The organism is Zhengella mangrovi, assembly GCF_002727065.1.
GTDB lineage: Bacteria > Pseudomonadota > Alphaproteobacteria > Rhizobiales > Rhizobiaceae > Zhengella > Zhengella mangrovi.
Window position 1 is genome coordinate 1 of the sequence record NZ_PDVP01000011.1, and the last position, 22,340, is coordinate 22,340.

Consider the following 22,340-nt stretch of genomic DNA (forward strand, 5'->3'; position numbering starts at 1 on the left):
CGCTGACCGGCGGGTTCGAGAGCGGGCAGATCCGCGACGACCGCATCGTCGGCGGGGTCAAGGCGTCGGACTTCGACCGCTTCGCCCTCTCCACGGCGGCGACCTACAAGGGCGAGGACAACGGGCTGACGGCGCGCCTGCGCGGCGAGTTCCGCCGCGAGCGTTCGTCCGACGGCAGCCGCGACGCCGACACCTGGGCCGGCGGCGTCAAGGTCGGCTGGATGCCCGACGAGGCGCTGACCCTGCAGGCCAGTGCCGACGTGCTGTTTGCCGACGCCAAGGGCGCCTCGACGCTGCGCAACGGCGAATATGCCGAGGCCTCGCTGGCGGCCGCCTACCGGCCGGTCGACAACGACCGCCTCAACGTGCTGTTCAAGTATACCTTCCTGCACGACATCCCCGGCGCGTCCCAGGTCAATGCCGCCGGCGACCTCAACGGTCCCGGCCAGCAGAGCCACATCCTGTCGGCCGACGCCAACTACGACATCAACCGCTGGCTGACGCTGGGCGGCAAGTACGGCATGCGGCTCGGCCGAAGCCTCGACCGCACGACGGGCGCATGGTCGCGGGCCGATGCCCATCTCGGCATCCTGCGCGCCGACGTCCACGTCGTGAAGAAGTGGGACCTGCTGGCCGAGGCCCGCGTGCTCTACCTGCCCGGATCGAAGACCGCCGACTACGGCTTCCTCGCCGGCGCCTACCGCCACATGGGCGACAACTTCAAGCTCGGCGTCGGATACAACTTCGGTCGATTCACCGACGACCTGCGAGACATAACCCTCAACGACCAGGGCGTCTTCCTCAACGCCGTCGGAAAGTTCTGACTTGACCTCGTCAGAGCATGGAGAGGCGGCGCTTGCCCTGGAAGCGCCGCCACTTTCATTCCGGCCTGCCGCTCATGGACGGGCTATGCCCTCGCGGCCCAGCTCTTCAGGCCGATCCAGGTGGCACGATCGAGCCGGTACTGCTCGACGCTGATGCGGCCGGCGGCCAGCGAGGTCTTCATGCCGTGTCCGGCGAACTGGAAGCCGCACTTGTGCAGGACGCGGCGCGAAGCGCTGTTGGTGACACGGCAGGAGGCATGCACCATGTCAACATCGGTGTTGCGGAAGGCCACGTCGACGAGGGCGTGCGCGGTCTCGGTGGCGTAGCCCTTGCCCCAGTAAGGCTGGCCGAACCAGTAGCCGAGTTCGAGTGCCCCACCGTCGGCCGGTTCGAGGCCGGCACAGCCGATGAATCGGCCGGTAGCGGCCAGGGTGACAGCAGAAATGCAGCCATGCTGGCGGTTGGCGGCATAGGAAAGGAAAGCATCGGCCTCCCGCATGCCATAGGGATGCGGCATGCGGGTGAGCATCAAGGCGACACGCGGGTTGCTGGCAAGACGGGCCAGGTCGGCGGCATCGCTCTCGTGCGGCTTGCGCAGCACGAGCCGCTCTGTCAGCAGGACCGGGCAATCGATGCGCAACAGACTTTCTTCTTCACTCTCCTGTGTATCGCCGACCATGGGTTCCTCCATCAGGTCAAAAGAAAAGGGGAGATGGCGGCCCATCTCCCCTGATCCTTTTCCTGCCTTTCCAGACACCGGAACCCGAGGTGGGCCGCCGGTGTTTGGTGCGGAACCGGCTTACTCCGCGGCGTCGGCCATCGGCACGACGGACACATAGGTTCGACCGTTGGCTTTCTTGGCGAAAGACACGGCGCCCTCGGTCACGGCGAAGATCGTGTGATCCTTGCCCATGCCGACATTGTTGCCCGGATGCCACTTGGTGCCACGCTGGCGGATGATGATGTTGCCCGGCACGACCTTCTCGCCGCCGAACTTCTTGACGCCAAGACGGCGGCCGATGGAATCGCGACCGTTACGGGACGAACCGCCTGCTTTCTTGTGTGCCATTGTCAGTCTCCTTCGCGCCTGCAAGGCGCCTTTTGTTCCTTATGGGCGTTTCGCCGCCCGAATTCAAGCTCAGCCGTCTGCGGCTTACTTCGCCATGTCCCTGGCCTGCTCACGCCAGTCCTTGATCTGGTCGGCGGAGAAGGGCATGGCTTCGTCGATCGTGACGATTTCCTCGTCGGTCAGCGCGGCGACCTGGGCGAACTGGGTGATGCCCTGCTCGGCCAGCTGGCGCTTGGCGACCGGGCCGATGCCCTTGATCTTCGTCAGGTCGTCCGGCTCGCCGGCCGGCGCGGTGAAGAGCGGCGCGGCGGCAGCGACCGGCGCGGCCTCTTCCTTGACAGCAGCCTTCGGCGCTTCGGCCTTCTTCGGAGCCGCGGCCTTGGAGGGCTTGGCGCCACCGGTCAGGATCTCGGAAATGCGCACCGTGGTCAGCAGCTGGCGATGACCGCGCTTGCGGCGCGAATTCTGGCGGCGGCGCTTCTTGAACGAGATGACCTTCGGGCCGCGATTCTGTTCCACGATCTCGGCGGCGACGGAAGCGCCGTCCACGAAGGGTGCGCCGATGGAGGCGGAGGCACCTTCGCCGACCATGAGCACGTCGGTGAGGGTGACGATATCACCGGCCTCGCCGGCCACGCGCTCGATCTCGATGACGTCTTCGGCGGCGACGCGGTACTGCTTCCCGCCGGTCTTGATGACTGCGAACATTTTTCTTCCTTTCAGTGTCCGTCCGGATCTGAACCGGTCCTGCTGGCCGGTCCGTCCGTCTTTTTGTCAGTCTTGGAACGGGCTTCTGCCCGATCTGGCTGTCCTGCTTCCGGTTCTCCCGTCGTTGCGGCCGGCTGGCCGCCATGCTCTCCGGGCGGAAACAAAACAATCAGGCGGCGTGGATGGCCCACACCGCCAGACGGGCGTGCGGATACATGGCTACGGCGCGGGAGTCAAGCATATCCGGTCACCGCAAGGCGGCAAAAGCAAAGCGGGACGCAAATTTGCCCTTGTGTCGGCCGTTGCAGCCCGCTATGGAGACGCCCGCGTCGACGTTTGACGTCAACCACGAGCGGAGAGGTGGCTGAGTGGTTGAAAGCACCGCACTCGAAATGCGGCATAGGGGCAACTCTATCGGGGGTTCGAATCCCCCCCTCTCCGCCAGAATAATTTATTAAATCAAACGCTTGTGAGCTTGCCCGATCCGGGTGAGCTCTGTTTCCGATGCTCGCTGCGTCACAATCCGTCACAGGGCCACGTTTGCGGCGCAAGCCGGAAGCCCGGCAGCGTTGAAACTAGTCTTGTTCGCGTTTGAAGACATCTTTTCGGTGATACGCGACATATGGCAGTTGGGCTTTTCGAAACGAGCGTGGCGTGTATTTGTCTCGCAGGCCCCAAGCCTTGGCGACCTCTTCAGGCAAAGCTGAACTGATCAGCAACGATCCATCATCTTCAAATGAGATATAGCCACGGTCGAACAACCGGTCGATGTGGGGCGCCAGAAGTAGCCCATTGTTGCCATCGAGCTTCTCTTCATCTGATGAGACGCTCCATGGCTTCATGTGGCTGGCGACCAGGAAGCCGCTTTCGCTAAGTCCGGTTACGCGGCACTGCTTTTCGATCTTGATGACGCCTTCGCGGAAAGCTCCCTGACCTCGCCGAGCTTGAACGATCTGCATTTTCGTCGTCGCCGGGATATCCGTTCGCTGCTCAGTCGTGATTTCAGTGGTCTCGTCGACCGCGACGGAGTTTTCTGAATCGCAAAGGTGTAGGAGCAGCTTGCCCAATTCGGGCGACAACGCGGCAAGATAGACGCCTTGGTTTCCTCGACCGGACGCTTGCAGTGGGGCGTATTTATCAGGCAGCAAAGGCCCGATTACATCCATGTGGTCTGCTGGACGTATCGCAGTCTCTGCCTTGAAGAAGCGCACCGGCAAGCGCCAGCCTTCCTTGGACCAGTTGGTAATCGCGCCAAATTCTTCCGGCTTCTGAGAAGTGACTGCTGGTCCTTGAGCAACGCCGAGCGTGCCAATGTGCTGGCCATAGAATGAGAATATGATGTCACCCGGTCGGACGGCCGTCATGTTGTCATAGAAGACGTTCCGGCCACCGTCCTTCTTAGTCTTTGGTGACCAGAGGTAGCCGCCACCGATTTCGCTGCTGAAGGTTTGGTTCTGATTTACCCACCAGAAGTTCATTTTAAAAATGCGCTTTCGTCAAAGATATCAGGCAGATTTCACGGTTCATGCATCGGGATGAAAGCACTTTGTGAGAGTCCCGCCAACCTCGGATGTTTTTCCAGGACGAAGGAACCGGAAACCTCCTTCACACCGAACTGACCGTGTCCTACGCGAGTGTGTCTCAACACTGACCTGCAGATAGGACGCGACCTCATGATACGTTATTTTGTTACAGGAACTGCGGCACTGATCACCGGCACGGCCCTGGTCTCGTTTTCTGGCAGCGCCTCGCAGGCAGATATGCTCGAACAGTTTCGCGCGGAGATGGCAGTCAATGCGATAGCCCCGCGGTGGATGATCGATGCTGAAAACCACCATCTTACCGTCTTGCGCATGAAGGCCCCTACCGGAAACGAATTCGGTTGGGTATGTGGCGGCATCATCTCGATCGGATCACCAAGAGTAAGGGGCGAATTCTTCCAGTCATATAAATCGGGTCTGGACCTTCGCGATGGGGAGATCGTGGCGATGGACGTCACAACCTTCTTCATGCCCGTAAACGAACTACTCGCGACCGACACATGCAAATAGGGGCCGACCTTTTGATCCAACTTGATCAGCGAATAAGCGGACCGGAGCGATGTGTGTGCGCCGCTCCGGTCCATCACGGCTTACCGGGGTGAGGATCAGCCGTGATCAGCGCTTCTGATAGTCGCCTTCTGACTATGACTCAAGTCGCCTTAGATACTACCGGTGCGACACGCTAGCAGTCATTTTCGAACCGAAATTCTACTGCTCGGTCAACAGAGTGGAGAGGTAACCCCTGCGGTGTGCCGGGTTTATCCTTGGCGCCATTTCGCCGGCGTCCTACGCAGATCTTCGCATCATTCGCGGAGACAGAAGATGGCAACGATCCGTAGGCTTCGGGGGCGCTGGCAAGCTCAAGTGCGGCGTCGCGGGATGAAGCCCCGCGCGAAGTCGTTCGATACGAAAACCGAGGCTGAGCGCTGGGCGCGAGATCTTGAATCACAGGCGGATCGTTTTGGCGCGGCACCTGATACTCGGATCCTCGAATCGACTACCGTCAAGCAGCTACTGCTGCGCTATCGAGATGAAGTGACACCCAGTAAGCGCGGGGCCGAACAAGAGCGGCAACGTTTGAATTGGCTCTGCCATCAAGACTTGGCTCATCGCACGTTAATCGGCATCTCTCCATCCGACATCGCATCCTATCGGGATGAACGGCTTGCCGTGGTTTCTCCGGCGACTGTCACTCGTGAGATCGCTATCCTGTCGCACGTCCTTGAGGTCGCTATTCGTGATTGGGGCTATCCTCTGGCAAGCAACGCGGTGAAGCGGGTCCGGCGCCCGAAGGTCGCCAATGCTCGAAATCGTCGACTTGTGGGCAATGAAGAGGATCGGCTGCTCGATGGCTGTGACGCCGGTCAGATTCCATGGCTGCGTGCGCTCGTTGTCGTCGCAATTGAAACTGGGATGCGTCGGGGAGAGCTTCTGGCGCTGCGTTGGGCTGATATTGATCTCTCTGCTAGGACGGCAACCTTACGCACCTCAAAGAACGGCACAGGGCGAGAGATACCGCTCTCGATGCGCGCATTCGAAGTCATTTCCGGGCTAGCACGCGATGGCCAGGACCGAGAACAGCCGTTGTTCCCGACAACGGCCGGAGCGCTTGAGCAAACGTGGAGACGTCTGTGCGCTCGCGTTGACGTAGTAGGGCTCCGCTTTCATGACCTGCGACACGAAGCCGTCAGTCGTCTGTTTGAACGCGGATTGAATGTGGTCGAGGTCGCATCGATCTCCGGGCACAAGGAGCTCCGGATGTTGGGACGGTATACGCATCTACGCGCAAAGGATCTGGTCTCCCGGTTGGGGTAGAGCGGGAAAGATAGACCCTCCAGAATGTCACATCCCGAGCTTAACTGGTTCCTGCGGATTAAGTGAAATTAATCTCGCGATCGCGGTTTGGAGCCAAAATTCGTCTGTTGACGAAATGTCATTTTGTTTTTGGGCATTCATTTCGCTTCATTTTTCCGGCGTCGGAAAAATTTGGCTTAATCGACGAACACGCAATCCAGCGGCTTCGATCCCGACATGGGTGTTTACAGGCGCCTCCGCTGAAGGTGCTCAGCCATCGTGCTTGCTCAGCCGGTAGCTAGTGAAGAAATGTAGACGTATCTATTTCCGGTGAAGCCACTTCCAGATTTCCCACGAACTCGGAAGCCGAGCCTCTCAAGGAAAATACGTATCCAAAATTCATCGTCATGACTTGAGCGACATCGGGGATGCATAGGGTGCTTCGTGTCGGAGGAATGCTCCTCACAATTCGAGAAACTACGAGTTTGGCGGTCTGGAGCACATCTCCATGCGCACCTGCTAGATGAGAATCGGCATAGCGTCTCGTTTGGCGGAATCGAGTAACGCGCGGGTCATCGCCCGTAAAGAATGCCAAAAACCAAGGTAGATGCGTCTACGATAGCTTTAATGCTTTTGAGTTTTCGTCGATCCAACCGGCAAGCCGAGCCTCGTCGATTCTTCGAAGTGCGTAGCGATTGCGAAGAGCGCTCGCCAGCGACGAATCGAGCGTGCTATAGCCCATCTCTCCCATCGCACAGTTCGCCGTGATCCTACGCGTGTCGAGAATGGCCGATATGCGTGCATGCGCCCAGGGCATAAGCTTCCGATCCGGTCCCAACACGGATCCGCCCCCACTGGGCGTGGGTCCGGCAGCGCTTCCTGTTGTGATAGGAGAGGGAGCGGGCGAGAGCGATGCGCCAATCGATCTGAGGAACGCCTCTCGCTCCTCATGTGAGGCTTTGCCCCATTCGACCTTCAGCGTTTGAAGCGGCGTGCGTTTTCTTCGAATTCCGGCAGCAATCGCTGCTTCCCGAACTGACTTGTATTCCCCGGCGTTCAGTTTCTCGAAGTGTTCCGGATGAGCGCGTTGTAGGAGGTCTTCGTAGTAAGCGTTGTCGCGTCGCTTGGATGACATGGTGTGTAAAGCCGTGTGCTGTTTCCCGAATACAACTTATTGGCTTGATTCGAAAAAAATGCGCAAGCAGACCTTTTTCTCGAAGAGGTCCGCCGGTCGATTGCTATGTAGCGGAGAACGGGATGGCTACCGCCCTCTCAATTATTGAAATCAGTATCGAATACATGCCAGCACGCAGGAAGGGATTGCGAATGGACGAAGATTTCTTGGACGCACTCAACAACCTTGGTCTAGAGGAGTTTGAGAGCATGCGCACTACATCGGTTGCGCTTGGCAACAAGATAGACCTGGACGCCTTTGGCTCTTTTGGATCAATGCCTGATGAGAGATCCGACAATCCGGCAGACGATGAATTCGAAACAAGCGGACCGTCGGCGAAAGTGCGCGCCAGGTCGCGCAAGGATCGGCCAGCTTGTTTCAAAGTCCCAAAACTCTATGATCGCGAGGCGCCTGATTGTGGAAAATGCATTGGGCGCAGCGAATGCCATTATGTCTACGGCTCAGTGTCAATAAACCCCGCCAGTGCTGAACGTCTCGGCATCGAAGCACGGGATATGCCGGCTCCCGAACATCGGATACCCCTGTCTCTCATTCGGCGCTTTTACGTCGATCAATTCCGGCTTTCGCAAAATAGGACCCGGAAGCGGAATAGATCTGTGAAAGCTGCGAAACGCGCCGCTGATAAATCGGATCCTCGTGTAGCGATCAATGTCGAGGCCGAACGGCGACACAAACGGCTTACGCTGCGCCAGCGCGCTTATGGCAAGGGCAAACGGATGGAGCAACTTGTCGGTCGCGAGACTGAGATTGTTACATTCTGGAAGGCAATCCAGATAGCCCGGATGGAAAATCCAAAAGCCACTGACCGTGACATCGCAACGCAGTATGAAAATATGACCGGGATTTCGCTTACCAAGGATCAGGCTAGGAGCAAACGCTTGCTGGTGGAGCGGCTTGAAGCACCGGGAGAAGCTTGGGCTCCTGTAGCGGTTCCACCTTCGTAGACCTCGGACGCTGCTCACAATGTGTTCATAGCCGGATCAGCGATCGTTGACACAGACGTTGCGCTACGAAAGGTAGATGAATCTACCACTATCCCGCCATCTCAGGTCTGGAGGCATCGGTTGAGCCGCGTGACCCTGAATTTAGGAAACCGGACCCGGGCGCGTGATCCTTAGTTTAATTTATCTCGTTAATTCAAGTGCTTGTTTCTACGCCGGAGTGTCATCGATTTCGTTATATGTAGCTAAATAACTACCTAAACAAATATGTAATAAGTTACGAGCAAAGCTCGTAACGGTGGCGGGCCGCTTCGCGTCCACGCCACCGCCATTTTTCTCTCTCTCCCGGAGAGGGTAGTGCTTCCGAGCATAACTTTATCCGCGGCCTGTCGAGGGCTGCGCCCTCTCCATCCGCGGCTGATGAAAATCTCGCCGGTTGAAAGGTGTCAAACATACAAGTCAACGACTTCATCACCGGCTCCCGAATACGCTGCTCCCGGTTTTCTTTTAGAAGCTGAAGCATGTCTCGCCGGTGATTTACGAGAAATCGAAATAGAGAGTCACCGGCGCGCGTTTCATGTTGGCATGCCCCGTGACTGCTCCCGGACCCCAAACGCTTGCCGGTGAGCTTCTCTGTGGCAACCAGAGCTATGCCCGCGGCGAAGACCCTCCGCGGAAACGAAGTCCTAGAAAATCCGCCTACCTACGAGCAGGGTGCTGCCTGTTTGCCGACCCACATTCTCGCAAAAACCTACCCGGTTCATTTCGCACGATCCCATTCAACGAAACCCACCTCATGAACACCGGATGAAGGGCGCGTTCGGAAAGGGTTCAATCAGCAAAGACTAACGTTTCTTCATCGTTTCAACCCGAACCTTGAAGGGACCACTGCCATGACCGCCACCAGCCGCCGCCTCGCCATCGTTGCCTTTGCCTTCGCTTCCGCCATGGGCGCCGCCGCCCTCCCCGCCCATGCCACCGGTGGCGGCCACGAGGTCGCCCCGGTCTCCGCCGGCGCGGTTGCCGTCGCCGCCGTCTACCATCCGAACGGCGGGTTCTATTTCCTCGGCAACGGCCAGTGGCAGGAACGCGGCGACAATGGCGCGACCTTCAACTTCTTCGAGACCGCGCGGGGCCAGACGACGGTCATGCTGACCGACCCGTCGCGCGGCGTCCACATCGAGCTCAACCTCGCCGCCGGCATGATCCGCTACGCCGGCCCAGGCGACGCGCGCTACCGCGACCTCTACACCATTATCGGCACGCTGGCCGGCAACCGGCCGATCCCGCAGTAACCAATGCGATATGCAAAATAGTAGATGCGTCTACTAAATGGGCGCATCTACTACGGGCCGAAATTGCCGAAATATTTATCGTGTTCGCTGATCTGAAACTTCCGGCTCAAGCCGAATCTGCAAGTCTTCAAGGTCGGTTAGGTCCATATTGGTTCCCGCTAGACTCTGCAGGTAGTCCAGCAAGTCGTCTTGCCGGGGTTGCCCAAACGCCAGACGATAAACGGCTAGGCTACGTTTCAGCCAGGCGAGGCGTATGGGGGCAATCTGACAAGAGAGTCTTCCCGTTTGCAGCCGGGGCATCGACATGACTTTGCGACCAATTGCTCGCCGTAGGCTCCCAGTTGTTGTCGCACGGTTGCCAATGTTTCAGCTCCTTAGACACATTGATGATTTCGGCCGCTTAGCGAGAACTGAGGCCGATGATATGAACAATGTGTTGGCAGTTTAAGTAGACGAGCACCACCTTTTCAGCCGATGCTGAACAAATAGGATTTTTCGTTCAAGACGGTCCGTTGTTCTTGCTCAGCTAACTTGCGAAGCGTCAGAACCGGAAACTTCCGGAAGCAACGCCGCTTGGCGTCGGGAACAAGTGCTGGATGCGTTTCAGGTGCTCGTGGTCGAGCCAGAATAGATGCGACATGGAATATCCTCCTGTCGCCCTTGAATCACGATGGTGCCGCCGATGGAATCAACCAAGCGATGTCCACAGTCCGGGACAAACCCGTCATCCGACAAAAACTGTCAGATTGCTGGATTGAGCCCAGAGGGGAAATCGGCGACGGCGACATTGCCACGTCCACCTTTATAGCATGAGTAGATCTTCACTGGATCGAAACAAATATGCTCGCATGTCGATGAAACAGTTCGCAATTAGCATGCACTTTTTCGACGAAGACAGGGCTGTCCTCAGGATGTGCTAAACTGAGCCACAAGTGAATGAGGAGGGGACAGAACATGTTTGAGGAATTCAGCAAAAAGGAACGCAAGGGATGGGGGTCCAAGGCAAACAGCTATCAGGATCACACCGCACGCATCACCACGCAAGCTATCCCGACGCTGCTGGCGGCGGTGCGCGCTAGGGCCGGGGCCACGGTTCTAGATATATGCACGGGTCCCGGATACGCCGCTGGCGCAGCGCATGCAGTTTGCGCGCGGGCCGTTGGCGTCGATTTCGCCCCGGAGATGGTGCGGGCAGCGAAGGCCAATTTCCCGCATTGCAGCTTCATGGAAGGCGATGCACTGCAGCTTGAATTCGACGATGCGACCTTCGACGCGGCTCTCTGCCCCTTCGGGATCTTCCATGTCACCGACCCTGCCCGAGCAATCGCCGAGGCATACCGGGTGCTGCGGCCGGGCGGGCGTTACGCCTTCAGCCAGTGGTGCAGCCCCTTGGAGTCGGACTTCTTTCGTATCACCATGGGATCGATCGCGAAACATGCGGACCTGTCGGTAGCGGATCGGGCCCCTGATGCCTTCGCCCTTTCGGACAGGGAACGCTGCATATCGCTCATGGAAGCAACCGGCTTCTCTGACGTCGAAGTTCGCGAGGTGCCCAGCGTTTATCATGCGCCCGATGGGGATTTCTTCGAGAACTTCATGCATTTGACCGTTCGAGGTGCGATGATAGTGGACGCGCAGGCGGACGACGTCGTGGCGCGCATTCGGCAGGAGATAAACACGGCAGCCTCGGCCTATGATACGGCTGACGGCGTCGTTGTGCCTGTTCCTTCGTTTGTCGTCTCCGGCAGAAAACCCTGACGGGATCACGGTTTCCAGAGAGGCTGAACCCGTGCCGGATCGGCGATGTGGTTTGGGTGGGGTCTTGCCAACGGAATGGCCCGCGCATCTCGGTCTTCGCCGTATGGCCACAGACATGTTTCTACGCTGGTTGTTGACGCTGGGACAATTTCTGCGCACCCTTCTTACCAACCTTTGCACGGGTGTCGGACTGTTCGGAGGGCAGATCATGGCGGACACATTTGATTGCATCGTCGTTGGTGCGGGATCTGCCGGATGCGTGATCGCCAGCAGGCTGAGTGATGATCCTCAACGGCGCGTCCTGCTTCTCGAAGCCGGCGGCGATGACGATGATCCGCGAATATCGACCCCGGCCAGCTTCGGCGCCCTGCCTAACACCCGGTTCGACTGGGGATTCCGAACCGCGCCGCAGGAGCATCTTTCGCGACGCCAGATCGGCTATCCGCGCGGCCGCTGCATCGGTGGAACCGGATCCATCAACTACATGATCTACCTGCGGGGCCATCCCTCGGATTATGATACTTGGCAGCAGTTGGGCGCTACGGGTTGGGGCTGGCAGGACGTGCTTCCCTATTTCCGGAAGGCAGAGAACTGGCAGGCACAAGGCGAGTCGGGCCTGCATGGTTATGACGGCCCACTCACGGTCACGGAACAGGCCGAACGCTCGCCGCTGACAGCGATCTTTCTGGCTGGCTGTCAGCAGGCCGGTATCCCGTTCAACCCGGACCTGAACGGGAGCGACATCGACGGTTGCGGCTACTTCCCGGCGACCTTGCGCGACAACGCGCGTGGAAGCACAGCGCGAACCTATCTCGGGGCGGCAGTTGGCAGGGCGAACCTGACAGTGGTCACCGGCGCGACTGCGTTACGTCTCGTCCTCGACGGCTCTCGCATTCTTGGAATCGACTACCTCACGGGGGGCTCGGTGCACCGTGCGACAGCGCAGGAAACCGTGCTTTCGGCAGGAACGGTCGGGTCGCCGCATCTCCTGCAGGTCTCAGGCATCGGCCCGGGTGACAGACTTCGGGAGGTCGGGGTCGAGGTGCTACATGATCTGCCCGGCGTAGGCGAAAATTTGCAAGATCACCTTCACTACCGCAGCCGTTGGGAAATCGAAAAACCGTTGACATTTTTTGGCAGGACCGCCGAACAGAGTGCCGAGGCGCAACGCCTTTATGCAGAGGAGCGTGGGCCGCTCACCAGCAACCATTTCGAATCTGGGGCCTTTCTCCGTTCGACTCCCGGCATCGCGGCGCCGGACATCGAACTGCTGATGATCCCCTATTTCATCAGCCTCGGCGCGCCGGAGATGCGTCCACCTGACAGGCACGGCTTCACCATATCCGGCTTTCCCACACGTCCGCGAAGCACTGGCCGAGTTTGCATCGTTTCTGCCGATCCGTTGGACCGACCGATGATCGACCCGGGCTTCCTGAACGACCCGGCCGATAGCGACCTGTTGATCGCTTGTATTCACGCGGCGCGCCGGATCGTATCGCAAGACGCCTTCGCCGAGCTTGGAGTGCGGGAGATCTCGCCTGGTCCGGACAAGACGACCGACGATGCGCTTCTGGCAGATATCAGGGAGGTGTCATCGACCTCCTGGCATCCGGTGGGAAGCTGCCGGATGGGGCAGGATGACACCGCAGTTGTCGCGCCTGACCTGCGGGTGCATGGGCTGGAAGGGCTAAGCATCGCGGACGCCTCGGTGATGCCGCGGATGAACACGGGCCACCCCCAAGCTCCGGTTATCATGATCGCCGAAAAGGCAGCCGACCTGATCGCAACGCGCGCCTGAGCGTTGCAGAAAGATCAGACAGCTTTGGCAGCGCCGGATTTGGGGAACCACGCACGGCGTCAGTCGTGCCGCTGATCATCATGATCTAATGGTTCCTTTCGAACAGATTGGCGTATCCGCTTCCCTCTTCCTGGCGAACTCCACAAAACTATCGCTGACCCACTTTGAGGCCCTGACTAACCTCGGTGACTGCTGAGCTTCGTGGCCACCGTCAGTTGACTGCAACAGCTGGGGTGGGGTCGCATTGCGAGACCTTTTGATCTACCAAATTGCCGTGCGGCGCGGCCAGGAACGTTGGTGGCTCAAAGTCGGAGCGGGCCTTCCTCATGAACGATGCGATCGACCGTCTCTAGCCCGCAAACAACCTCATTTAGCAGGAAACTACGCGTCAGCTTTGCTTGAAACCCACCGATAGCACCGCCGGAACCGGCACTAGATACTTGTCGCCGTATTTAAGCTTGCTGACCTCTTGGCGGACTACGCTTCGGATTATTTCACGGACACTTTCAGGCTGTGACCTAAGCATTGCCGTTGCACGCACTGCGCCCTCGTTGAACGCGTCGAACAGCTGATCCGGAGTCGTGTGCTGCCAGACCTGTGGAATGATATCGATCGAAATTCCCCCGAATCCAGCGGATCCCAGAAGACCTTCAACTTCCCTCTTGTCCGCGAAGCGAAAATAGGGCGGGGCTGCAGGCAGCTTCGGGTTAGGAACGCCGTGCTCCTGGATTGCAGACAGGACAATGCCAAAGCCTTCACCAGGGCTTGGGGGTGCCCAGACGGTGAAAGCAAACGCACCACCTGGCCTGAGCACGCGCCATGCTTCTGTTGCGGCCTTTTCAGGGTCCGGCAAATGGTTCATGCCAAAACCCATTACGACCGCGTCGAAGGTCTCACTCTCGAACGGCAAGTCCTGGGCGTTGCCCTGGCAGAAGTCGATTTCTGGATGAAGTTGTCGCGCAAGCGCCACCTGAGCGTGGGCGAAATCCAACCCCGTCGATATTGCGCCCATATTGGCCGCGGCGGCTGCAACATAGCCGGCGCCCGTTGCGATATCCAGAACTCGAGACCCTGGTCCGATACCGGCTGCCTGCAGCATGGCGGCAGAAGACTGCGCAGACAGCCCACCCCAATGATCGTGATAGGCGCTTGCCGCTCCCTCCCACCCGTCCTGTTCGAACTTGACGAAAGGCTCGATATCTTCAGGGTTAAGGGCCATGGTGAACAATATCAAATACTGCAGTTTCTGGCTACTTGCATTGCCTGCATTGACTACAACCTAGCACCTTACTGCTGCTCCCGCGTAGCTGCTCCGACCTTGAGCAAGCGAACGTCCGCTTTTCGACAGCTCCGGACTCGCTGCTGAACGAACCGCGCGGCTGTCACTCTAAGCCCGAAGCGAACCCGGCCCCCGCTTGGCCATCCGGCGCAGCACTGCTTGCGCCTCTTGCACGATCAGAGCCACCAGTTCCGTGCCCGGGATCCCTTTCGACAAAGGCGCGGCTTGTCCGTAAGGCAGGAAAGAAGCATTTCGCGGTTCCGCTGCCTCCCTGACGGGCCGAACAAGCGTGAACATTCGCGGGAACTCGGGAAGCCATCAATGGTCGCGCTCCATTTCCTCGGCGAACCTCGATTTCATGATCCTGGCGGGGCTCCCGAAAAGGCGTCGGCCACCATCGTGTCCCGGTCCTTGGCGTTCTGCAGTTGCTCACGCTCCACACGATCAGTCGCTGCTTCAGGACAGCGTAAGAAGGCTGTGCCCATCTGGACTCCTGACGCACCAAGGCAGAAGGCTGCTGCAACCCCTCTATCGTCCCCAATGCCGCAGGCGGCGATAATGGGCACCGAAACCGCGTTGATAACTTAGGGAACTAGGCCGTGAACTCATAAACGGTATTCCCAATCCGGCATTGTAAGCATGTGAAATCCGGAACCACCTATTCAGACAGGAGGTTATCCGCGTCATGCATCCAGGGCCGGAGAACCAGGACCGCGCTTGCGATCCCCATTCGAGCCCGATGCACGCAGATTCTCGCTGTCGAGCCGATGCAAGGCATCCATGATGACATCGAAGGGGATCGGTGCTGGCATGCCAGGCGGCTTCCGCAGGGAAGGCATGGATTCGACCGCACAGGCATCAGAAACCCAGGAGGACAGGATAGCCCTCTTCTCGGCAAGCTCGAGTGTCGGATCCGCCAGAACGTCGTTTGGGTGCTCGTAGAAGCGCGCTGGGGACAAAAGGCGGTCCAAGTCCGGATCGGAGGTTTCGGACGTGAATGAAGGAATGATGGTCGAACTGTTGCGATTCTTCATCGGTGTTCCTCCGCTTGGGTCTCGTCGTGGCATTCTCCTGTGGCTTTCCCGACGTCATGAGTCTTCCTCATGACGTGGAAGTTATTTTGTTCCGGCATCCTCAAAATGCAAGATGGAACTTGCGCCTACGATGATTAGATGAATGATTTCAGCTTTATAGCACTCCTATAAAGGGAGTGCCAAAAATTTCTTCCGGCCTCTTGAACCGGTGACCAGGCACACCCAGCTATCTTCGCGCGCGATGCCATTTTTGGGTCGCGCGACGCCGTTGCCGATGGCAACGGTGGGACCTCTCAAACAGTTTGTCCATGAAGGAGAACGACATGAAGTTCCGTCCACTGCATGACCGCATCCTGGTCCGCCGCATTGAGGCTGAAGAGAAGACAGCCGGCGGCATCATTATTCCCGATACTGCCAAGGAAAAACCAAGCCAGGGCGAAGTCATCGCCGTTGGACCAGGCGCCCGCGACGAGCGCGGGAACCTGGTTGAACTCGACGTCAAGGTGGGTGACCGCATCCTGTTCGGAAAGTGGTCCGGCACCGAGATCAAGCTAGACGGAGAAGACCTGCTCATCATGAAGGAAAGCGACGTGATGGGTGTCCTCCAGGCTGAAAACGAATTGAAGAAGGCCGCCTGACGGCTTCTTTCCCAATCCAGTCAACGATGGCTGCCTATGAAGGAGTGATCCAATGGCTGCAAAAGAAGTAAAGTTCCATTCCGACGCCCGCGAACGCATGCTGAAGGGTGTCAATACGCTGGCCGATGCGGTGAAGGTGACGCTCGGCCCGAAGGGCCGCAACGTCGTCATCGACAAGGCGTTCGGCGCTCCGCGCATCACCAAGGACGGCGTTTCCGTCGCCAAGGAAATCGAACTGGAAGACAAGTTCGAGAACATGGGCGCACAGATGGTGCGCGAAGTCGCCTCCAAGACCAACGACATCGCCGGTGACGGAACGACCACCGCGACCGTTCTCGCCCAGGCGATCGTCAAGGAAGGCGCAAAGGCCGTTGCGTCCGGCATGAACCCGATGGACTTGAAGCGCGGCATCGACAAGGCGGTTGAGGCTGTTGTCGCCGAGTTGAAGACCAACGCCCGCAAGATCACGAAGAACGACGAAATCGCCCAGGTTGGCACTATTTCCGCCAATGGGGATAGCGAAATCGGCCGCTTCCTTGCCCAGGCCATGGAGAAGGTCGGTAACGAGGGTGTCATCACCGTCGAGGAAGCCAAGACCGCCGAAACCGAACTGGAAGTCGTCGAAGGCATGCAGTTCGATCGTGGTTACCTGTCGCCCTATTTCGTGACCAACCAGGAGAAGATGCGGGTCGAACTCGAAGATCCCTACGTTCTGATTCACGAGAAGAAGCTGTCCAACCTGCAGGCCATGCTGCCGGTGCTGGAAGCCGTCGTGCAGTCGTCCAAGCCCCTGCTCATCATCGCCGAGGACGTGGAAGGCGAGGCTCTTGCCACGCTGGTGGTCAACAAGCTGCGTGGCGGCCTCAAGGTAGCTGCCGTCAAGGCGCCAGGCTTCGGTGACCGCCGCAAGGCCATGCTTCAGGACATCGCCATCCTGACCGGCGGAACCGCCATCTCGGAAGATCTCGGCATCAAGTTGGAGAATGTCACACTTCAAATGCTCGGCCGGGCCAAGAAGGTGGTCATCGAGAAGGAGAACACCACCGTCATCGATGGCGCGGGCAGCAAGGCGGAGATCGAGGGCCGCGTTGCCCAAATCAAGGCGCAGATCGAGGAGACGACCTCGGACTACGACTGTGAGAAGCTCCAGGAGCGTCTGGCCAAGCTCGCCGGCGGCGTGGCCGTCATCCGCGTCGGCGGCGCGACCGAGGTCGAAGTGAAGGAGAAGAAGGACCGCGTGGATGATGCCCTCCATGCGACCCGCGCGGCCGTCGAGGAGGGCATCCTGCCTGGCGGTGGTGTCGCACTGCTGCGCGCCGCCAGGGCACTTGAAGGGGTCGAAGCCGGCAACCCCGACCAGAAATATGGCATCGAGATTGTCCGCCGGGCCATCGAGGCGCCGATCCGCCAGATCGCGGAGAACGCCGGCGCTGAAGGCTCGATCGTCGTCGGCAAGCTCAGGGAGAAGGACGAGTTCGCCTGGGGCTGGAATGCCCAGACCGGCGAATACGGCGATCTCTTTGCCCAGGGCGTGATCGATCCGGTGAAGGTCGTGCGCACAGCACTGCAAGACGCGGCATCGGTCTCCGGCCTTCTGGTGACCACCGAAGCCATGGTGGCCGAGAAGCCCAAGAAGGATGCGCCAGCACCGGCAATGCCCGGTGGCATGGACTTCTAAGCTTTCGGCATTGGGCCCGCTGCCGTGCAGGTGGCGGGCCCGATCACCCCGGTAGGTTGTTCAACAGCCTGCCCACTTAAAAGGGGGCTGCATCCTGACAAGGGCCGTGAGAGACATATCCGATACGAATTGAATTTCCCGCTTCTTGTGTCACCAAGGCGCAGAAAGAAGACAATCGGTGTGTTGAATCAAATCCAGGTCGAAATGGACGCGATCAAATGGGCTGCGGGCCAGAGCAGCACAGGTGCAACCGCCGTTCCTGCAAACCGGCTCAGGACCATCCAGACAACGACCTGGCGAAAACGCGCCTCGGTTTCACGTCCCTTCACCACGTCGTCGGTCATCCCTGCCAGGAAGGGATCGACGGCCGTGAACAGGAGGATGGTCGCCACACCGTTGATGACAGCAGACAATGAACTTGAGGTCACACGGAATTCCGGCTGCAGGGTGCCGGCGTAAATGGCTGCCAGACCACCGACCGTCCACAGCGCTGTTGCGAAGAAGTTCATCAGGATGATCGAAAAAGGGGCCTTCATGCCGAGCGAGGTCGCAGCGACACTGGAGTAGCGAGGCAACGATACCGACTCGGTCAGAATGGAGACGCCGCGCGGAGTCAACGACCGGCAGATCAGCCGAAACAGCGAACGATGTTGACCGAAGTTCGACACCGCAATCGATGACAGCCGCTGGAAGGTCGGGATCAGGAGTCCACCGACGAGCGTGGCAACGCTTGCCATCATCAGGATCAGCAGGAAATCGAAATCAAGGGATGCGGTCAGCCGAGAACCAATCGCCGTCTCGACCCGTTTGGCGAGCAACGGTCCTTGAAACGAGTTTGCCGTCCTCGAAATCAGAACTAGGATGTTGAACAAGGAAAAGGCGACTGCGATTTGCCCGGTGCGGACGCCAGCAATCCGAAAGGCAAAGGCAAGCGTCCCAACCAGGTGGATGACAAAGGTGAACGCGAGCACGAAAACGAGTTGGACATCCATAGGCAACACCACGAGCCACTGATCTTCAGAGGTGCTGCCCTGCCAAACCAGCGCGCCGCCAGACGCAGTCTCTGCAATGCATCTAGCGAGCGCAGAATTGGGCGGATTGATGTCGACTGGCTGTTGTAGCCTCATTTTGGAGGCGAGCTTGTTTGGTTTCGAAAGCCCTTGAGGGGGTTCAGGTCACTGTCGATCCCCGATCGTGTGCGTCCTGCCGTTTTCATGCCTGCCAGCGATATTTACGGAAGGACTCCCAAGTGATAATTTTGCGATGTCTTTGGTGTAGACTGGTCTGGCCATGGATCGAAGCGTAACGCCGTTTCTACAAGACAGCACGGCCCTCCTTGACGCGATCGAGAGATGCGGCGTCGGTGTCTGGCGGTGGAAGGTCGATACGAACCATCTGGACTGGACCCGAAATCTCGAAGCGGTTCATCGGCTTCCGGCGGGGAGTTTCGATGGAACGCTTGCCAGTTTCACCCAGGACATCCATCCCGATGATGTGGACGCTGTCTGGACAGCGATCAACGAGGCCGTCGCGTCAGACCAACCCTACGACATCACCTACCGCACATCCCCTCATGGAAACAGTGAGCCGGTCTGGATTCACGCCTGCGGCGCAACAGTCGTCGTTGATGGAACCAAGTATCTCACCGGCACATGTCGCGAAGTCACCGAAGAAGTCCTCAAGGAAGAAGAACTGCGAAAGCGGCTCCGGCATCTGGACGGGATCACCGAACTTGGATCATTCGCGCTCGGCGAAAGCGACTTTCAAGAAGTGCTCAACCGGGCAGTCGATGTTGCTGCAAGCATTTTCGGCGTGCCCCTCACCAAGATCCTGCAGTTTGGAAGTGCCGCCGACAGGCTTGAACTGAAAGCAGGTCTGGGGTGGAAGGACGGGCTCGTTGGCAATGCAACCGTTGGCATCGATAGCGAATCGCAGGCCGGATACACGCTCCTGGCGCATGGACCGGTCATTGTCGACGACCTGTTGACCGAGCACCGTTTCAGCGGTCCGCCTTTGCTGATAGAGCACGGCGTAAGGAGCGGTATGAGCGTCGTGATCGAGGGCATGGGTGTCAGGCCCTTCGGGGTGTTCGGAATCCATGACACCCGCATCCGTAAATTCGACGAAACGGATGCCGGTTCTTTGCAATCGTTGGCCAACATTATCGCCAATGCGGCTCGGCAAGTCGAAGCCTTGAGACGTCAGGAACTGCTGACCAGGGAGATCGCCCACCGGTCCAACAACCTACTGCAGGTGGTTGGCGTCATCGCACGGCAAACATTCACGAAGGATGCAGACCCGGCAACGGCGAGCGCGACCTTCGGCGAGCGGCTCTCCGCCATCTCCCGTGCGAACCGGCTGATCAGCCAGGGCGGCTGGATGCCGACCCGTTTCAAGGAGCTGGTCGACGAGGTGATGTTGCCATATCAAGAGCGCGTCGAAACATCGGGCCGTGACATCCTGCTTCCACCCAAGCTGTGTTTTGACATCGGCCTCGTGCTCCATGAACTGGCGACCAACTCGATCAAGTATGGCAGTCTTGGAAGCGAGGCGGGCGGGATCTCGATCACCTGGAAGGTGACTGAAGGGTCTGACGGATCACGGCTCTTCGAGCTTGAATGGAATGACCCGGAAACCCGGCCCACGAAACAACATGGCACCGGCTTTGGTCGTCGTCTCAAGAGATCGCTGATTGAGCAGAAGTGGGGAGGGACAATGGAGATCGCGTTGGGCGAACGCTACCAGTTCCACTGCTCGATTCCCTTGAGCGAGATAAACGATTGACTACAGGATTTCATCGCAGATCGGAGCGCGGCTTCCTTCCAACTCAAAAGCAGCAATGGCAGGCTTGGGGCAAGGCTTCGAATTGATTATCCCATCTGTCAAACTAAGGCTGATCCGCCCCCGGTGGGCCGCATAGATTATTGCAACCGCCTCCGGCAAACTCGGGGCGGTTCAATCTAGAAATTCTCGCATTTCTGGGCTTTGGCGAAGCAGACGGACCCTTGGATCGGTTATGGCATGTTTTTCGATTGAACTCACTGAGCGGCGCAGCCGTAAGGCTCCATCTGAGGAGAGGCACTTGCCCGGCGCACATTGACCAAACGTGGCTTTTTAAACACGGCGGAGCCGCCAGCTCGGTGTCGGCCGTTGCAGCCCGCTATGGAGACGCCCGCGTCGACGTTTGACGTCAACCACGAGCGGAGAGGTGGCTGAGTGGTTGAAAGCACCGCACTCGAAATGCGGCATAGGGGCAACTCTATCGGGGGTTCGAATCCCCCCCTCTCCGCCATCTTTCCACGCCAGTTCGCGCCGCTCGCGGCTTTGACCGGCCGGGCGAAAGCCCGGGCCGCAGATGCGGCCACAGGCCTTGCGGTCCGGCTTGATCCGGAATTCTCCGCTGCCCCGGTTCCACGGGCAGTCAGGTCCGGGCCGGTGCGTCCGGCATGACCGCGGCTTCGCCGGTTACTTCATCTCCACCATCCAGATCCGGCAGGCTTTCGAACCGGCGTTCCTGACCTTGTGCGAAGCGACCGCTTTGCCGCTGACGATCCGCGCGGTCCCCGCCTTGGGCCTGCCGGTACGAGTCGCCCCGTCCGCCCCGGTGACCTCGAGTTCGCACGCGGTCTGGTAGATCGTGATGCGGTTGGCGGGATGGGAATGAAACGCGTCCTCCTGACCCGGTTGCCAGGCGGCCTCGATCACCCGCAACGCCTCGTTTTCGGCCAGTACCCTGTAGACATCGGGCGAAGCGACATGGGATTCCGCGGCAGGGGGCGTGGCCTGCGCCGCGCGGGACCCGACCGTGGATGCAGCGAGTACGCCTGTCGCCAGGATGAGGGCGAGGGCGAACCCATTGATCAAAGATGTCTTCTGCATGGCATGTATCCTTTCCTGATTTCGGCCGAACCGGCCGGGGTGACCGTCGGGGTCAGTCGGCCAGACCCCCGAGGAATTTCAGCAATGCTGCCCAACTGCGGCGTTCGGTCTGCTGGTCGTAGTTCGGGAAACCGAACGCGGAGAACAGGTGGCCGGCACCGGGGTAGATCTCGATCGTGTGCTCGACGCCGGCCAGGTCGAGATCATCGGCGAAATTGCGCAGGCCCGATCCGGGTACCCGGCGATCCTCGGCACCGTGGGCGACGAAAATCGGGGCGATCCCTTCGGGGATCATCCGGTTTTCCGGATCGGTCACACGGCCCGAAAAGACGGCATAGCCAGCCACGCCGAGTTCGCTTCCCAGGCCCGAGCGGACCAGTTCCATGGCCGCTCCGCCGCCCATGGAATAGCCGAGCAGGACAATCTTTCCGCCCCCCAGGCCCTGTGCCTTCCCGATGGCGCTCCGCAGCATCGCGTGCAGCTCCGGCCTGGCGGCGAAGAGCGCGTCATGCGCCGACTGCTTGTCCTCCATCGTCTTCGGCAGGTTTCCCTCACCATGGAGATCGGCGGCGAAGGCGTTGTAGCCTTCGTCCGCCAGCATCTGCGCGCGATCCTTCTCGTAATCGGAGATGCCATTCCACGTCGGCAGTATGACAACGGTGATGGCGTTTTTGCCGGCCGAGGCAAAGTAGCCTTCGAACGGCTTCCCGTTGACGGCGTAGGCGATGCGGTCACCGGCCAAGGCCGGCAATGCGACCAGTGATGCCAGGATCGCGAAACCAAGACGTCTTTTCATTGTCTTCCTCCTTCAACTGTCCTGCAACGCCGGCAGCCAAGTGATGTCGGGCTTTCGGAACGATGTGTTCTTGCGGACGCGCAGGTCACATGTAGACTTCAGGCCACGGACT

Annotated in this window: 20 protein-coding genes and 2 tRNA genes; 12 read left to right on the forward strand and 10 right to left on the reverse strand. The window is 59.2% G+C overall.

Features of this window, described 5'->3' with window-relative positions; translation table 11 throughout:
- Positions 1–824, forward strand: an 824-nt coding sequence (locus CSC94_RS24680; protein WP_342585963.1) for a transporter, incomplete at its 5' end; no start/stop codon positions are given.
- 83 nt (positions 825–907) lie between these two features.
- Here the strand turns inward: CSC94_RS24680 and CSC94_RS16280 are convergent.
- The 3 genes from CSC94_RS16280 to CSC94_RS16290 form a co-directional block, all read right to left on the reverse strand.
- Positions 908–1,504, reverse strand: coding sequence for a GNAT family N-acetyltransferase (locus CSC94_RS16280; protein ID WP_099307537.1), 597 nt, complete (start codon positions 1,502–1,504; stop codon positions 908–910).
- Between the two features lie 120 nt (positions 1,505–1,624).
- A complete protein-coding gene (gene rpmA / locus CSC94_RS16285; protein WP_099307432.1) occupies positions 1,625–1,894 on the reverse strand; it encodes a 50S ribosomal protein L27 in 270 nt (89 codons plus the stop codon).
- 84 nt (positions 1,895–1,978) lie between these two features.
- A complete protein-coding gene (locus tag CSC94_RS16290) occupies positions 1,979–2,602 on the reverse strand; it encodes a 50S ribosomal protein L21 (RefSeq protein WP_099307433.1) in 624 nt (207 codons plus the stop codon).
- Between the two features lie 354 nt (positions 2,603–2,956).
- Here CSC94_RS16290 and CSC94_RS16295 point away from each other — a divergent pair.
- Positions 2,957–3,046 (forward strand) — tRNA-Ser (locus CSC94_RS16295).
- 131 nt (positions 3,047–3,177) lie between these two features.
- Here CSC94_RS16295 and CSC94_RS16300 read toward each other — a convergent pair.
- Positions 3,178–4,080 carry an HNH endonuclease gene (locus CSC94_RS16300; RefSeq protein WP_099307434.1) on the reverse strand — a complete coding sequence of 301 codons (903 nt, stop codon included), beginning with the start codon at positions 4,078–4,080 and terminating at the stop codon, positions 3,178–3,180.
- A gap of 195 nt (positions 4,081–4,275) precedes the next feature.
- On the opposite strand from CSC94_RS16300, the gene CSC94_RS16305 reads away from it, so the two are divergent.
- The 6 genes from CSC94_RS16305 to CSC94_RS16325 all read left to right on the forward strand — a co-directional run bounded on the left by CSC94_RS16305 (position 4,276) and on the right by CSC94_RS16325 (position 12,924).
- Positions 4,276–4,653, forward strand: a complete 378-nt coding sequence (locus CSC94_RS16305; protein WP_133122913.1) for a hypothetical protein — start codon at positions 4,276–4,278, stop codon at positions 4,651–4,653.
- 312 nt (positions 4,654–4,965) lie between these two features.
- A complete protein-coding gene (locus CSC94_RS16310) occupies positions 4,966–5,958 on the forward strand; it encodes a tyrosine-type recombinase/integrase (protein WP_099307436.1) in 993 nt (330 codons plus the stop codon).
- 1,236 nt (positions 5,959–7,194) lie between these two features.
- Entirely contained in the window at positions 7,195–8,076 is an 882-nt protein-coding gene (locus CSC94_RS24270) for a hypothetical protein (protein WP_133122914.1), read from the forward strand.
- 890 nt (positions 8,077–8,966) lie between these two features.
- On the forward strand, positions 8,967–9,368 hold the full coding sequence (locus tag CSC94_RS16315; RefSeq protein ID WP_099307437.1) for a hypothetical protein: 402 nt from the start codon (positions 8,967–8,969) through the stop codon (positions 9,366–9,368).
- A 954-nt stretch (positions 9,369–10,322) separates the two neighbouring features.
- On the forward strand, positions 10,323–11,126 hold the full coding sequence (locus tag CSC94_RS16320) for a class I SAM-dependent methyltransferase (RefSeq protein WP_165784461.1): 804 nt from the start codon (positions 10,323–10,325) through the stop codon (positions 11,124–11,126).
- Positions 11,127–11,334: 208 nt separating this feature from the next.
- Positions 11,335–12,924, forward strand: a complete 1,590-nt coding sequence (locus CSC94_RS16325; RefSeq protein ID WP_165784462.1) for a GMC family oxidoreductase — start codon at positions 11,335–11,337, stop codon at positions 12,922–12,924.
- A 388-nt stretch (positions 12,925–13,312) separates the two neighbouring features.
- On the opposite strand, the gene CSC94_RS16330 is transcribed toward CSC94_RS16325, so the two are convergent.
- From CSC94_RS16330 to CSC94_RS16340, 3 genes are all read right to left on the reverse strand, one after another.
- Complete coding sequence (locus CSC94_RS16330) at positions 13,313–14,143, reverse strand: class I SAM-dependent methyltransferase (protein ID WP_099307440.1); 831 nt, start codon at positions 14,141–14,143, stop codon at positions 13,313–13,315.
- 416 nt (positions 14,144–14,559) lie between these two features.
- On the reverse strand, positions 14,560–14,769 hold the full coding sequence (locus CSC94_RS25290; protein ID WP_165784463.1) for a nitronate monooxygenase: 210 nt from the start codon (positions 14,767–14,769) through the stop codon (positions 14,560–14,562).
- A 117-nt stretch (positions 14,770–14,886) separates the two neighbouring features.
- Positions 14,887–15,237, reverse strand: coding sequence for a hypothetical protein (locus tag CSC94_RS16340; RefSeq protein ID WP_245408389.1), 351 nt, complete (start codon positions 15,235–15,237; stop codon positions 14,887–14,889).
- Between the two features lie 323 nt (positions 15,238–15,560).
- On the opposite strand from CSC94_RS16340, the gene CSC94_RS16345 reads away from it, so the two are divergent.
- Positions 15,561–15,875, forward strand: coding sequence for a co-chaperone GroES (locus tag CSC94_RS16345; RefSeq protein WP_099307539.1), 315 nt, complete (start codon positions 15,561–15,563; stop codon positions 15,873–15,875).
- Between the two features lie 52 nt (positions 15,876–15,927).
- Entirely contained in the window at positions 15,928–17,553 is a 1,626-nt protein-coding gene (gene groL, locus CSC94_RS16350; RefSeq protein WP_099307442.1) for a chaperonin GroEL, read from the forward strand.
- Between the two features lie 188 nt (positions 17,554–17,741).
- Here groL and CSC94_RS16355 read toward each other — a convergent pair whose 3' ends face one another.
- Positions 17,742–18,680 (reverse strand): lipid II flippase Amj family protein, encoded by a 939-nt coding sequence (locus CSC94_RS16355; RefSeq protein WP_205853333.1) that lies wholly within the window; start codon positions 18,678–18,680, stop codon positions 17,742–17,744.
- Between the two features lie 163 nt (positions 18,681–18,843).
- Between CSC94_RS16355 and CSC94_RS16360 the strand changes: the two genes are divergently transcribed.
- Together CSC94_RS16360 and CSC94_RS16365 are read left to right on the forward strand one after the other, a co-directional pair.
- Positions 18,844–20,337 carry a sensor histidine kinase gene (locus CSC94_RS16360; protein WP_099307444.1) on the forward strand — a complete coding sequence of 498 codons (1,494 nt, stop codon included), beginning with the start codon at positions 18,844–18,846 and terminating at the stop codon, positions 20,335–20,337.
- Between the two features lie 418 nt (positions 20,338–20,755).
- Positions 20,756–20,845 (forward strand) — tRNA-Ser (locus CSC94_RS16365).
- A 173-nt stretch (positions 20,846–21,018) separates the two neighbouring features.
- On the opposite strand, the gene CSC94_RS16370 is transcribed toward CSC94_RS16365, so the two are convergent.
- Positions 21,019–21,432 carry a cupin domain-containing protein gene (locus tag CSC94_RS16370; RefSeq protein ID WP_099307445.1) on the reverse strand — a complete coding sequence of 138 codons (414 nt, stop codon included), beginning with the start codon at positions 21,430–21,432 and terminating at the stop codon, positions 21,019–21,021.
- A gap of 52 nt (positions 21,433–21,484) precedes the next feature.
- Complete coding sequence (locus tag CSC94_RS16375) at positions 21,485–22,228, reverse strand: dienelactone hydrolase family protein (RefSeq protein WP_099307540.1); 744 nt, start codon at positions 22,226–22,228, stop codon at positions 21,485–21,487.
- Positions 22,229–22,340: the final 112 nt, after the last annotated feature.